We start from the raw sequence: 14,045 nt of genomic DNA on the forward strand, positions 1-14,045 counted from the left end.
CAGGCTCGCCGAGGAGGCTCAGGTCTCGCCCCATGGAAAGCGAGCATCCTGTAATGGAAATCAACATCACTCTACTCCTTTTACGAAAATTTGATAATTAATTGACAAGTTTATTTTTTAACAGCGTGAAAACCCACAAGTACATAGACTTGTGGGTTCTCAACATGATTTCATCCAATTTTTAAATAACCTACAGAAGGAACAAAAGAGTATCCTTGATTAATAACCATATCTGTTATTTCTGTCGTTTCAGTATCTCTGACTTGATGAAACAATTTATATTTTATTGATTTTACTTTCTTTCCTCTTAATACATTATTTAAATAAATTAACTCAATTTCTAAAAAAGGTATTCTGTACTTTAAATTATTCGTGATTCTATTTGTGATTAGTTCATTAAACTCAATATCGACATGATTAACTGAATTTTTTTTCATATCATCTACTAATTTACTCTGTTTATCAGTAAACTCACTAATAATATATTCGATTTCCACTTTTGATAGGGAACGAGTTTCTTTTAATGGCAATGTAACTTGATTTGTTTTTTCTTTACTAAATAGTCGTTTAAAAAATTTAATCATAGTCCCGTCCTCTTCAATTTTTCTTATTTATATTTTGTCATGATTAAACAAGATTGTAAAAATAATTTTTTAGGCACTAATACTATTCTATTATTAAACCGAAATTCCTTTGTAGAATTGCCTCTCTTTTAAAATTTTTAGAACAAAATTTAATAATTCCAAGCGTCAGAGATTGAATTCGAAAATAAAAGACCTAATCAGATAAAAAACACCTAATATTAGGTGTTTTACTCCATTTCACATGCGTAATTATCATGATCACGATCCATTTGTGCTTGGTAGGCTTTACTCCCTTTTGGTACTCCGTTTGGATAAACCTTTCTTAAGTCCGTGCAATTTTTAAAGTACTGTTTATTATTGTTAGACGAATTATTCGTTTTTGTATGATTAGTTTTATTCTTGCTCCATAAACCAACACCCTGCTGCTGGGCAGTTGCTTGTAAGCTTCTTAACTCTGATTCATAAGAATAATTACCATAATCATAAAATTTTTCTACATAGCCTTTTTTTACAATTTCTTTTTGAATTAGTCTGCCATCAATCCAAATCCATGCAAGTGTTCGATTATATTTATCCTTTTTGGGACCATCATATTCAAGCTGAATTGTTTTTGCATTTTTTAATAGATTACATGTATATGCTGAAGCTTCTTTTCCATATGGCTCAATCGTCCTTGTACTTTCTGGCGTGTCGATATATAAGAATCTGGTTGTACCAACTTCTGTAAATTTGGCAGTATCTCCATCAATGCATTTAATAAGCTCAACTGTAAATTTTGAATCAGTTTCAGTATTAACTGATACCGTTGGCTGTGAACACCCACTAAGTCCAAGAATAGCCATTACAGTTAATAAAATAAGTCTTTTCATTTTGTTCCCCCAATTATTCTTGTTACTACACATTATTTTAACAATAAAAACCAATTATGTATCGAAATATAGGGGGATTTTTCACTTTTAAAGGACTTTGCTTTGTATTACTTATTTAGGAATATAATGATCTCCATAAATAAAACGTTACGTAAGCTTCCCAGCCCTTCCATTTTATAGACATATTCTTAATTTCTTCAATTGAAAGTTTTTTCTCTAATGATAGTTGATTTTTTAATGCATTATGTATTCCAACATCGGCAATTGGAAACGCAGATTTCTCTCGTAAACATTTCATCAAAACGTAATCAGCAGTCCAGTTCCCAACTCCTCGAATTTCTATAAGCTTATTTAACTTTTTCTCGTATGAATCTAAACGATTTAGAGATTCTTTTGAAATGAGTCCATCTGTCATTAATTTTGCGATCCCAATCACGTATTCAGCTTTTCGTTTAGTAAATTTCAGACTAGTTAAATCGGAAACTTCAAGTTTGGATATTACATCTGGAGTTGGAAATAGCCAAAATATTTCATCCTTCCATCTAAAGCTTTCTCCATATTTTTCAACCAAGCTTCTTTTTAAAGAAAACGCAAATGACAGATTGATTTGTTGCCCCATAATTGCCCATGTAAATGCTTCAAATAAATCCGGAATTCCAATTACGCGAAGTCCAAAATGCTGATCAATTAACAACTGTAACATTTGATTATTTTTACTTAATTGATAGAACTCGGTTAGGTCTCTGCCTAAATCAAATAAATCCCATATAAATGCTGCTGCAGCTACTTTTATTTCTTCATTTGGATTTTGGTCTGGAAATTCAATTAATAATTGGTTAAAATCACTACTTACTTTTAGTAAAATTATTCTATTTTCTATTTTAATAAGTTTTAAAAAATATTCCCCATTCACTTGATGGAGTACCTCATTTTTAGATCGTGCTAAAAATACTAAACATTCTTTAAAACTAAAATCTTTTGGTGTTACGATGGATATCGAATTCTTATTTTTATCTAATACAAGTGATTCATTGAATTCTTTATAAATACTCATCACCACTTTACACAAGATTAATATTCAAAAAGTAAAAGTATTGCCATTCTTTTTGAATATCACTAAAATAACCTTTCATAAATTAACAGTTTCCTTTTCTTGCTGTACGGACTTTACCCTCTGTGATAGAAAGCTATGTAAGATCATGCCGATCATAATAATAATCATTCCAATCCAAGAAATAATTGATGGAGATGCCGATGATAAAAAGAGCATTTCTCCAATTACTGTGAATAATACTTCCATAGATTGGGTTGCTTCTACTGCCCCTAATTTTTGCATATTTCCCCTTACTAAATCAGTAGCATGAAAAAATAATACAGTAGCAATTACACCTGATGAGATCGCTACAATTAATGATTGTGATACTTGGTTTTGACTTGGAAGTCCTTCGGTATATAATCCATAGATTGATAGAATGATCCAAAAAGGTAAGCTTGCTAAAGTCATTCCTAAAACGCGTTGATATACATCCAGCTTTCCATCACATAATTCCATCATTTTCCGATTGCCAAGTGGGTATGCAAATGAGGCTATAATAACTGGTAGAATACCTGTTAAAACTGTTGAAATAGCTATTTTTGTAGCTAACTCAATCTGCATTAATAAAATACCAAATATGATTAATAAAGACATGCCTAATCCTTTAAAAGGAATTTTCCCACGTACCTTTCGGATTCCATTTGATGTTTGAATTGATATTATGAAAAATGGTGCTAATAGCGATCCAGATAAAATTGTTATCTGCCATGAACTAGCTATGAGCCATCCTGGTGAATAAACTGCTGCTAGACATATTGGTGCATAAAATAAACCGAATCCAATTGTTGACCATATAACCCAACCTTTTAATTTGCCTTTCATTTCTTTCAATAGAACATACAAATTTCTTCTAGAGATTACGATGATCAATAAAAAAGGTACCATAAAAAAGTATCTTAAAGATGCGCTCCAAATCCAACTTCCACCAGATAATTCCATCGAGCGGTTTAAAATAAATGTGATTGAAAAGAAAAATGCCGCTAATATTCCTAATAATATCGGGCGCATATTACCACCTCTATAACAATTTCAATTATCTTTTACGATAAAATGATTTTCGGTTGAAACTTCCTTTAATTTCTTCCGTAAAAATTCAGGGTATAATTCAGTTTCTTCAAGCTTGTCTATTCTAACCCATTTAAAAATTAATCGATTTCCTTCCTTACCTTAAAATGATTCATTCATTGAATTAGTAATCTACCACCAGGTAAGGACAAAATTGTGTCACTTGCTAGTCTGTGAAGTAAGACATGCCCATTTTCAATCCAAATACCTGCTACCCTTAAATTAAATACTTTGTTCTCTAATTTAACTACAGCATCAATTATTAAGACCTGACCTTACATGTTATTATTAGAGGCTTTTTCAACTAAATGAACCCCTCCAACCCACCAGTCTATTCCAATTAAATTCATTCGATTTGCTTTTCCCGTTAGTACGTCTAATCCCCATTTAGTTAAATCAATTTTTGCTTTTGGGTTATGTTGTTTATAACTTGGTAATTCACTGTCACTACTTATTAAAGGGTGATCATCTTCCATTAATTCATTTAAAATTGCTGCGAAATATAAATCACTTAATCCATCATTTGTTCTTTGTCTGACGAGTTTATTAAATAGTTCTGCAAAGGAGTTAATACCTTCATTGATCATTGATAATGCTAAAAATTCTACTTCATTTAATCCATTCTGTTGAGAAGGAAAATATGTCATATGACTTAATAAAGCTTGTTTTAAAAACGGAAGCGCATGACATTTTTGAATAAAATTATCAAGTTTATCTACATTATTTGAACAATAAGCTTCCCATCCAGCACATGCTTCTTCTATTTGATCTTCTGTAACTTCTTGTTTAGTTGGAAGTAATCCAATTAATTGTTCTGAAGATAATTGACCTAATCCGTGAAATGTTTCAATTCCTTCATATTCATTTATGCTAACCATCGAAATTTTTTGAAATCCAAGTGCTGATAATTCCGATAATAAATAGAGTATCGTCACCTGATCGTATCGATCATGTTCGAACCATAGAACAACTTCCTCAAAACGAGATAGTTCATTTAATAATTGATATTGGCTTCGGCAATTTTCAATAAAAAAACTCAAAGGAATTTGTAGCTTTTGTTCAAAAAATTCTGCTCTTCTTTTATATGTTTCTTCTAAAGTCCAATCTCGACTAAGTGGCCCAAAATCATACATTTCTCTCCATACAACAATATTACCATTTAAAGATTTTATTTTTCCGCCAACTACATCACCATTTACAATATGATTCATCTATTCATCTACTTTCTCCATTGGTTTAATTAAAAAGAAAATACATTACTTCAAAACTGATGTAATGTATTTTAACTAGATTATTTAATTAAGTTCTTAATTCTTCTTAATGACCGTAGATTCCTCTTACATATATTATATTTTTTATCAAAATAATAACCACCTATATAATAGGTGGCGAGATAAATAGGGCTTTAATCAGATTAATTTGAATGTTACTTGAATACTGACTAATAGTCTTTATTTAATCTCTCTTTTTTGTTTTTTTCTACTAGAAGACATCTCAACACCAGTTTCAGATGTTGTAGTCCCTTGACCTTGTACATTTGGTGATCCTAAGCCGACTCTAGATGGATCTTTTTTCGTTTTTCCCATTTTAAACACCTCCATCTTTACTTTTTCTAAACTTAAACTTCTTTATTCAAAGAATATTTTTCCTGTAAATTGCAAATCTTATATTTCTGAGGAGGTGTTTTTTATGGCTAGAATCGGAGTAGAACAATCTTTAACTAATGTTCAAGAAGCATTACGTTCAGCGGGACACGATGTTGTTGAATTAAAACAAGAATCAGATGCAAATGGTTGCGATTGCTGCGTAGTAACAGGACTTGATTCAAATGTAATGGGAATGCAAAATGTAGCTACACAAGGATCAGTTATCGAGGCAAGTGGCTTAACAGCTGATCAAGTTTGTCAACAAGTTGAAAGTAAATTACAATAACAAATTACAAACTAAAGTTATATTAAACATTCTAAAGAAAACGCGCCAATTGGCGAATTTTAAAGCGAAGACAGATGCGCAGTTGCACTTTTACCTTATTCCTAAAATATGCAACTACGTCGATTCCCCTTCGTCGCTAGAAAATTTATACTTTCTAATGTGCAAAAAAGGGTAAGCAAAATTCAATGAAATTTGCTTACCCTTTTTTCAAATTATAAATTTAATCCACCATATAGCAAAGCTCCCATTACTATAAAAGCCGGATGTAGCTTTACTTTCTCCATTAATATGTAACTAATTACTCCTAAAAATAAAAACTGTCCAATACCAATTTGAAAATATGAATCATGAAATGAATTATAAGCCATAACGCCAAGTAAAACTGCGATTGTTGGCTTGACGTAAAGAGTCATTCGCTTAACTTGAATCGAATGTCGATATTTATACAAAATTCCCATTAAAGTCAGCATGAGGATTAATGATGGTGCAACTGTGGCAAATACAGCTAAAAATGAACCTAGAATACCACCTTCATGGAATCCGATATACCCTGCCATTTTCGTAGCAATCGGTCCAGGTAGGGAGTTTCCCATAGCAAGAGCCTCATTAAATTCTTGATGTGTAAGCCAACCTCTTGTGACCACTTCTTTTTGAATAAGAGGAATGGTCGCAGGGCCTCCTCCATACCCTAAAATATTAGCAACAAAAAACGCCCAGAAAATGTTCCAATATACCATTATGCAGACAGTCCTTTTGATTTTTTACCTTCAACTGATTTGGTTGGCTTAACGACTGCAAATAACAGTAGCCCACCAATAATAAATCCTGGATGTATATGAAAATATTGCATTAAAACAATCCCTACTAAAATATGCCCGATTGTAAAGGGCCATTTTAACCCCTTAACAGAAGCTTCTACAAATTGCCAAGTTAGCACACCAAGCATGACTCCAACTACTGGAACAATTGCTTTAGTCATTCCTTGCACCCATTTTAGATCTTTAAATGTCACTAAAGTGGTCAATAAAACAACCATTAAAATAATCGTCGGCAGGATCGTTGCAACTATTGCATTGATCATCCCAATTTTACCGCCTACTTTGAACCCAATGTATCCAGCCATTTTTGTATTAATCGGCCCCGGAAGTGTGTTTCCAATAGCGAGCACATCTCCGAATTCTTCATCAGTCATCCATTTAAAGCGTTCAACCACTTCCTTATGTACTAATGGAATGGTCGATGGTCCACCTCCGTATCCAAGCATACTGCTCCTAAAAAAGGCGATAAAGATATTTAACTGTTTCATAAAATCCATCCCTTTAGATTATCTTTCTTTTAGTTTGCAATAAGACAAGAGCACTTCACACATTTGCCACATGGTTTTTTCTTAACTGGATTAGGTTGATTGACCATGTTCATTAAAAGCGAGGTCTCCACATTACAAAACGAGCATGTCTGACCAGTTTGAGCTTTTTGAATTTGAGGCATTTCTACTAACTTTAAGGCTTCTTTCATATGTTTGTCGCATACTAACAACATATCATTCACTCCCGCTCTTAAAATTGGATTTTATGGTGTAGATGTCACTTTCTTTTTCGGATGATCTAATTTTCGTTTTTTTACTTCATCTGTTACTTCTTCGTTCCAAGAAATCGTTACATCTTCGTCAGTGATGAATGCTTGACAACCTAAACGGAAGCCTTTGCTTAACCATTCTTCACCAAGCTTTCGACGCTCCTGTACTTTTATATGATCAACAGTACCCTCTTCAATTTTACAAACGCAGGATCCACAAACGCCTCCACCACATCGATTTGGTAGTTCTCCATCAAATCGAAGAGACATACGTAAAATATTGGAGTTTTCCGGTACTTCTAACACTTTTCCACTAGTAGCAAAATTCAGTTTCGGCATAATTCAAATCCTCCTCTTTATCTCTTTGGTATACAATATACCATATTTATAATTTTCAGACAATATAAAAATTACATATATTAAGCTATTTTTCTTAATTTATATTACTCTATTTGTTTTTCTATACCGGTCTGATATAATATTTTGTATACCAAAAATATCATAATATTCAAAAAAACGAGGTGATGAATGTGCTTTCTATTGGATTAATTGGATTTGGAGCGATCGGACAAGATATCGTCAAATATATAAACGAAGGCAAGGCTGGGGATGTATTATTAAAGGCGGTTCTCGTACGGAGAAAGGATCAATACGAATCGCATATAAGCGATTTATTTTACGACAATGAAGAGGATTTTTTCGGATTAGGATTGGATATTATTATTGAAGCTGCAGGTCATGATGCTGTTTATAAGTATGGGAAAAGGACGCTATCTTCTAGTAGTGACTTTATCATCTCTTCTGTAGGTGCACTATCAGATGATGAATTATTAGAAGAACTTGAAACTGCTGCAAAGCTTACTAACAGCAAGATCATCATCCCTTCTGCTGCGATTGCTGGATTAGATCGTGTAGCTGCTTCTATGCTTCAGGGGGTTGATGAAGTAAAGCTTGTAACGAGAAAACCACCGAGTGCTTGGCGAGGAACAATTGCAGAGGAGAAAGTAGATTTAGACACCGTTAAAGAGCCAATTTGCATTTATAAAGGTGTTGCTAGAGAGTCTTCTAAGCTTTTTCCGGAAAGCACAAATGTTTCAGCAACCTTGAGTCTTGCTGGAATTGGATTTGATAAAACAAAAGTTCAAGTTTATGTAGATCCAAGCATAGCAAGTAATACACATCAAATTTTCGTAAAGGGATTTTTTGGTGAAATGGAAGTAAAGGTGCAAAATATTCCTTCCTCTACTAATCCAAAGACGGGGTATATTGTAGCAATGAGTATTTGTAATACTTTAAAAAATAGAACGTCCTCGCTCGTTATTGGAATCTAGAATTTTCTCTTTACTATATGTGAAATACGAAACTAAAATAAAAAGTCCCCTTAGTCTAGACGATCTAACAGTCTATCTAATAGGGGCTTTTAGTCTTTTTAGAAAATTGTTTTTTCCATACAAGAAAAGGGACGAAAACATCCACAAACTATTTTTATGTCGTTTTTTCTTTTCTTTTTTCTATGTAGTTCATATACGCACGTCTAGAATTTTCGATATGAATTTTCGTTAAATACTCCGACATTTCTATTTCTTTATTTCGTACTGCTTTCATAATTTCAATATGTTCCCTCAATGATTCCTTACGTCTTCCAGGCGTTTCGTACCCCATATTAGCGGACATATGGATATAATCTGTTAAACCAGATAAAATTTCAAATAGCTTCGGACTTTTCGCTGCCTTATACAGTAGGAGATTCATTTCGATATGCTCGTTCTCAAAGGTTTCGTCTGAGTGTTCCTCAATATAAAGAAGCTCCTCGATTTTCTGATCAAACTCTTTTTGAATTTCGTCCGTCATTTTTTTAGCAGCCAATTTTGCTGCTAACACTTCTAGTGAAGATAAAATTGTAAACACTTCCATAATGTCTTCATCAGAAATATTTGAAACGATGACCCCTTTACGCGGAACCGTTTTTACAAACCCTTGTGATTCTAAGCGGAATAAAGCTTCTCTAATAGGTGTACGACTAATGTTTAGCTTAACAGCAAGCTCCCGTTCAATTAAGCGATCACCTGGCTTATAATGCCCCTCTAAAATCAATTCTTTTAAATATCTATACGCATGTTCCCGGATTGAAAGAAAATTAGTTTCCATCTCCATTCCATCCACCTGCCTCCCATTTCTTGCCTATTTTAAAATAGTGTATCATCATTTTGTTAAAAGTACATCGATATTTCTATTATAGTATCTTTTAAATGAGTAATCGAGCACATAGATGGAAATTTATACCATTCATGCTCATACAAGCACGTTTGCTATTTAATTGTTTTATCTCTCAAACCATTTTGATAAGTAAATCTTCTTATAGCTAGAGTTAACTACTTTTATTGCCTACAAATACGAACTTTAATCCCAGTTATTTTCTATGTGAATGTTTGTACACCAAAAAAGGCGATGTAGGAACAACACCTAACCGCCTCCAAAGTATTATTTTTTAATGTCTGCATCAGTAACAACTTCATAACCGTCATTTGAAAGGAACTCGTGCAATGCTTGTAAAGCAGCTGTTCCTACCGCTGTATCCTGCTCTCCATTTCCACCGCTGATCCCCACGCCACCAATGACTTCCCCATTTACTACAATTGGAAAACCGCCAACAAAAATTGCAAATTTTCCATTTAGCATATGTTGTATTCCAAATGCTTCATTTCCAGGTAGGGCTGGTCCATTTGGTTCTGTATTAAATAAATGAGTCGAGCGTTTATGCCCAGCTGCCGTATATGCTTTAGCAATAGCAATTTCAGGACCCGTAATACGAGCACCATTCATTCGTTCAAGTGCAATGACATATCCTCCGTCATCTACAATTGCAATCGTCTCTGGAACGTTGATATCTTCTGATTTTTTCTTAGCAGCTTCAATCATTACTTTTGCTTCATCTAGTTCTAATTTTAATATTTGTTTCATTTAAAATCCTCCTCAGTAACCGATATAGACTGTTTTTATTTGTGTAAAGAATTCAAGTCCAACTCTACCTGACTCACGGAATGTAGAAGTACTAGAGCGTTTTACTCCACCAAATGGTGCATTCATCAAATTACCTGTCGTTGTACGATTTACTTTAACTGTCCCTGCTTGAACATCTTTAGTAAATTGATGAGCAAGTTTCAAATTATTGGTAACAATCGATGCAGATAATCCATATTCAACATTGTTAGCAATTAATACGGCTTCTTCATAGCTTTCTACTTCAATTACAGCAACTACTGGGCCGAAAATCTCTTCTTTAGCAATACGCATATCAGGGTTTACATTCGTAAAGATCGCCGGTTCAATATAGTAGCCGTTTTCGTATTTTCCATATGCAAGCTGTTGGCCTCCATATTCAAGAGTAGCCCCTTCTTCTTTACCAATTCCTATATACTTCAGCACGTTTTTTAACTGCTTTTCATTTGCTAGAGGTCCAATAATGACATTATCGTCAAAGCCGTCGCCAATTTTTAAAGCACTTGTTTTTTCTACTAATTTCTGCACAAATTGTTCCTTTACTTCCTTCATAACAATTACACGACTAGTGCCTGTACATGCTTGACCAGTAAGATGAAAGCCTCCACTCACGGTTAGGTTAACTGCCAAATCAATATCTGCGTCATCCATTACAATTAGAGGATTTTTTCCACCAAGCTCCATTTGTGTTCTTGTAGTAAAGGATGTGTTTTTATGAATATGTTCCCCGGCACTAGTAGACCCAGTGAATGTAACTCCTCGTATAGCAGGATGTTTAACTAAGATATCCCCGATATCGGACGAACTTCCTGTTACAAAATTGATGACTCCTTTTGGTATACCAGCTTCATGAAGCGCCTCAACAAGTCGAAATGCAATTAAAGGTGTATCAGATGAAGGCTTGAAAACAACTGTATTTCCAGTAATTAATGCCGGAGCAATCTTTCTTGATGGTATGGAGATTGGGAAATTCCATGGTGTAATGACAGAAATAACACCAAGAGGCTCCCTTTCTGTTGTGACGCTCATATTTGGATCATCGTTCGGGAATGTTTCCCCCGTAAAGCTTTGTCCTTCGATTGCATAATAGCGAAGCGTTTCCGCTGAGCGAAGCACCTCCTGTTTGGCCGCGCTTATTACTTTTCCTTCTTCTCGTGTTAATTCTTCTGCTAGTTGTTCCACTCTCTGTTCAAGTATTGCTGCCGCCTTATTTAAAATAGCTGCACGTTTAGAAGGTGGAGTTTGTGCCCAGGCAGGAAAAGCCTCGCTTGCTGCATCAATCGCTTGAATCACGTCTTGTTCTGTCGATGCCTGAAATGTACCGACAATATCTTCCTTATTAGAAGGGTTTACGCTTTGGAACGTTTTATTATTTACTGACTCGACCCAACTTCCAGATATGTAATTTTTATAAGTTTCTAGTTTAGTAGTTAGCAAATTTATCATCCTTTCTGAACAAGATGGCAGTTCCCTAGACGGAAACTGCCATTTTATTTTCTAATTATTATGCTTGTACTAGAGCACCTAAATCTTTTTCAAGATATTCTCTCCATAAGCCATCCATATACATGCGACGCATTTTTGCACCAGTACGAACTACTTCTAAGCAACGTTGTTGTAACTCTGGAGTATCAGCATGATCAAGTACAATTTTGTATCCACGCTCTCCGTGAATTTCATCTGATACAATGTGTAAGTCAAAGAATTCAATTTCCTCATCTGTAAAGTTGTACTTCTCACGTAATGCTGGAGTTTGCTTACGATAAATGTCTGGAACTTGAGATTCAAGTCCTACAACTAATGCTGCAGTTGCGACTACGAAGTTTTCACGTGCGGCTACTGCAAAACACCAGCTTTGTAAACCTAGCGTTGTAGGAGCCATATTGTTAGGATCTAATACGCGCTCACGAGTTGTTCCACAAGCTTCAGCAAATCGAATTAATAAATCTGTATGGCGGTCGCCAGCGATTTCTTCTTCGTACATGTTTTGTAATGTGAAATCTTTAGCATCTTCATATTTTGGTAAGTTTGGAGTGTTATGGTAGATATAAGCTAAGTAATCTGCAAAAGGTCCAACATAATGGTAATGATTTTCAGCCCAGCGAGCGAAGTGACTACGCTCTAATTTTCCTTCAGCCCATGCTACAGTAAAAGGTGCTTTTTGGCTGTGGTTCCCTTTAATCGCTTCTTCTAACTCCTTACGAAACTCATCTTTAGATAATAATCTAGTCATCCAAACTCCTCCTCCAATATGTTTATGTAGTTTAATAGTTTAGTTAAACAATCGAAGTATACCAAATCACTTAAAACACCTATAAAAACTACTAAATATGTGTAATTTATTTGTATTTTGTATTTGGTATACCAACTAACCTTATAGTAACCCATAGTTTTTTATTTGTAAATACATTTTCATTAAATTTTCTAACTTTTCTAACTTTTAAAGAGATGCTCTACCATATAACGAGAGCGACAATGGTAGAGACTATTAAGCCTGTAGCAACAGGAAGTAAGTTTTTCCTAGCTAACTCTAAAACATTCACTCCACAAAAACTAGCAACCGCTACCAATGAAGACCACGCGATTAACGTTCCACCACCTGTCCACACAGATCCCATTTGACCGATTGCTCCTAGCGTTCCAGGCTCCATACCAACCCCAGGTGCCAATGCTCCTGATAAAGCTCCCACTAGCGGTAATCCAGAAAAACCTGAACCTTCTAACCCAGTAATCGCTCCAGTAATTAATAGACCAAACGCCGTTAAAACCGAATTATGTGGAATGATCGATTGACCAGCCTGAACTAAATCAACTAAGAATGCTGGCTTTGCTACATTTTCTCCTAAGGAAAAAATGGTACCGCTAAAGTCCGAACTGCCTAAAAAGAAGAATGCTGCAATCGGAATAACTGGTCCCATTGCACGAAATGCAAATACGAATCCTTCTGTAATATGCTCACTAATTTTATCAAGAGCTTGTAAACGACGGAACGCTACACATGTTACTACTAACAACATAGTCGCAACACCACCGATAAATGCTGCACCGTCCCCTCCTTCAAAACCACTCATTTTACCATTACCTATTTTTGTTGAAAACATAAATATGATTACTGCTAGTAGTGATAGTGGGACTAATACAGCAAAAATTTTCCCCCATTTTTCACGCTCTCTATCATCCATAGTTGCTTCTGTTGCAGCAGCTATTTCATTTGCAGAAGAGTTTTTGTTTACAAGTGACTGTAAATGTTGCAATGAAGCTTCACTTTCTGATTTAACGATTGATTTGCGTTCAGTAAAGTACGTAATCGCGATTGCCACTCCCCCTGTAATTAACGAGAGAATCATGACCTTACCTGACACAGCTGATGTTTGAATACCTGCTGATTTTGCAGTAAGCATTGGAGCGATCTGCATAATATAATCGGATGATAATGCCATACCTTGTCCTGCAATAGAAACAACCATGGCACAAGCAATTGGCGATAAACCAGCACGAATAGCCGCAGGTACTAATAACGTACAAATAAGCGGAACGGCAGGAGTTGGCCAGAAGAATAAAGAAATGACGTATGTGACGACTAATAGAACAGCAAAAGCAATATGTCCGTTTTTCATTACCTTCTGCATAGGGGCAATCATTCTTTCATCTGCACCAGTATCTTTTAAGGAATGCAATAATGCCACCATAAAAGTGATGATTAAAAAGATCGTAAATAGCTCCTTTGCTGCTACAAGATTTGCGTTGAATAACGCTTGAAATCCACCAACAACGGATCCTTTATAAGCAATAGAAACAATAAAGGTTCCAATGATGGTAGGCAATACAACCCCTTTTCGAAACAGCATAGTCACAATTACAACAAGTGTCATGATACCATAAAGCCAGTGAGCAACAGTTAAATCCATAAACCCCACCCTCTCA

At 34.8% G+C, this 14,045-nt stretch carries 16 protein-coding genes; 2 read left to right on the forward strand and 14 right to left on the reverse strand.

Going from position 1 to position 14,045, the window contains the following annotated elements:
* Positions 1 to 170: 170 nt before the first annotated feature.
* The 6 genes from ABEY15_RS20450 to ABEY15_RS20475 form a co-directional block, all read right to left on the reverse strand.
* Positions 171 to 584, reverse strand: coding sequence for a hypothetical protein (locus ABEY15_RS20450; protein WP_429891911.1), 414 nt, complete (start codon positions 582 to 584; stop codon positions 171 to 173).
* Positions 585 to 811: 227 nt separating this feature from the next.
* Positions 812 to 1,453 (reverse strand): thermonuclease family protein, encoded by a 642-nt coding sequence (locus ABEY15_RS20455; protein WP_429891912.1) that lies wholly within the window; start codon positions 1,451 to 1,453, stop codon positions 812 to 814.
* A 115-nt stretch (positions 1,454 to 1,568) separates the two neighbouring features.
* Positions 1,569 to 2,507, reverse strand: a complete 939-nt coding sequence (locus ABEY15_RS20460) for a DNA-3-methyladenine glycosylase family protein (protein ID WP_429891913.1) — start codon at positions 2,505 to 2,507, stop codon at positions 1,569 to 1,571.
* A 75-nt stretch (positions 2,508 to 2,582) separates the two neighbouring features.
* On the reverse strand, positions 2,583 to 3,557 hold the full coding sequence (locus tag ABEY15_RS20465; protein WP_429891914.1) for a DMT family transporter: 975 nt from the start codon (positions 3,555 to 3,557) through the stop codon (positions 2,583 to 2,585).
* Positions 3,558 to 3,889: 332 nt separating this feature from the next.
* A complete protein-coding gene (locus tag ABEY15_RS20470) occupies positions 3,890 to 4,825 on the reverse strand; it encodes a DUF1835 domain-containing protein (protein WP_429891915.1) in 936 nt (311 codons plus the stop codon).
* Positions 4,826 to 5,065: 240 nt separating this feature from the next.
* Positions 5,066 to 5,200: a YuzL family protein gene (locus ABEY15_RS20475; RefSeq protein ID WP_082459488.1), complete on the reverse strand. Its 135-nt coding sequence runs from the start codon at positions 5,198 to 5,200 to the stop codon at positions 5,066 to 5,068.
* Between the two features lie 103 nt (positions 5,201 to 5,303).
* On the opposite strand from ABEY15_RS20475, the gene ABEY15_RS20480 reads away from it, so the two are divergent.
* Entirely contained in the window at positions 5,304 to 5,546 is a 243-nt protein-coding gene (locus ABEY15_RS20480; protein ID WP_069033287.1) for a YkuS family protein, read from the forward strand.
* Between the two features lie 212 nt (positions 5,547 to 5,758).
* Here ABEY15_RS20480 and ABEY15_RS20485 read toward each other — a convergent pair whose 3' ends face one another.
* From ABEY15_RS20485 to ABEY15_RS20495, 3 genes are all read right to left on the reverse strand, one after another.
* Complete coding sequence (locus ABEY15_RS20485) at positions 5,759 to 6,283, reverse strand: chromate transporter (RefSeq protein ID WP_069033288.1); 525 nt, start codon at positions 6,281 to 6,283, stop codon at positions 5,759 to 5,761.
* Positions 6,283 to 6,852, reverse strand: a complete 570-nt coding sequence (locus ABEY15_RS20490) for a chromate transporter (RefSeq protein WP_429891917.1) — start codon at positions 6,850 to 6,852, stop codon at positions 6,283 to 6,285. Before ABEY15_RS20490 ends, ABEY15_RS20485 begins: the two co-directional genes overlap by 1 nt.
* 263 nt (positions 6,853 to 7,115) lie before the next feature.
* The gene (locus ABEY15_RS20495; RefSeq protein ID WP_056471833.1) at positions 7,116 to 7,460 is read right to left on the reverse strand and encodes a 2Fe-2S iron-sulfur cluster-binding protein; all 345 of its coding nucleotides are present in this window, start codon (positions 7,458 to 7,460) and stop codon (positions 7,116 to 7,118) included.
* A 185-nt stretch (positions 7,461 to 7,645) separates the two neighbouring features.
* On the opposite strand from ABEY15_RS20495, the gene ABEY15_RS20500 reads away from it, so the two are divergent.
* Positions 7,646 to 8,452 carry an aspartate dehydrogenase gene (locus tag ABEY15_RS20500; RefSeq protein ID WP_429891918.1) on the forward strand — a complete coding sequence of 269 codons (807 nt, stop codon included), beginning with the start codon at positions 7,646 to 7,648 and terminating at the stop codon, positions 8,450 to 8,452.
* A 154-nt stretch (positions 8,453 to 8,606) separates the two neighbouring features.
* Here the strand turns inward: ABEY15_RS20500 and ABEY15_RS20505 are convergent, their stop codons facing one another.
* From ABEY15_RS20505 to ABEY15_RS20525, 5 genes are all read right to left on the reverse strand, one after another.
* On the reverse strand, positions 8,607 to 9,275 hold the full coding sequence (locus tag ABEY15_RS20505; RefSeq protein ID WP_429891919.1) for a GntR family transcriptional regulator: 669 nt from the start codon (positions 9,273 to 9,275) through the stop codon (positions 8,607 to 8,609).
* Positions 9,276 to 9,602: 327 nt separating this feature from the next.
* Complete coding sequence (locus ABEY15_RS20510; protein ID WP_429891920.1) at positions 9,603 to 10,082, reverse strand: GlcG/HbpS family heme-binding protein; 480 nt, start codon at positions 10,080 to 10,082, stop codon at positions 9,603 to 9,605.
* A 12-nt stretch (positions 10,083 to 10,094) separates the two neighbouring features.
* The gene (locus ABEY15_RS20515) at positions 10,095 to 11,567 is read right to left on the reverse strand and encodes an aldehyde dehydrogenase family protein (RefSeq protein ID WP_429891921.1); all 1,473 of its coding nucleotides are present in this window, start codon (positions 11,565 to 11,567) and stop codon (positions 10,095 to 10,097) included.
* Positions 11,568 to 11,625: 58 nt separating this feature from the next.
* Positions 11,626 to 12,354, reverse strand: coding sequence for a TenA family transcriptional regulator (locus ABEY15_RS20520; protein WP_056471818.1), 729 nt, complete (start codon positions 12,352 to 12,354; stop codon positions 11,626 to 11,628).
* Positions 12,355 to 12,574: 220 nt separating this feature from the next.
* The gene (locus ABEY15_RS20525; RefSeq protein ID WP_429891922.1) at positions 12,575 to 14,029 is read right to left on the reverse strand and encodes a hypothetical protein; all 1,455 of its coding nucleotides are present in this window, start codon (positions 14,027 to 14,029) and stop codon (positions 12,575 to 12,577) included.
* Positions 14,030 to 14,045: the final 16 nt, after the last annotated feature.

It is taken from the genome of Gottfriedia acidiceleris, from assembly GCF_050457485.1.
In the GTDB taxonomy this organism is placed as follows: domain Bacteria; phylum Bacillota; class Bacilli; order Bacillales; family Bacillaceae_G; genus Gottfriedia; species Gottfriedia acidiceleris_D.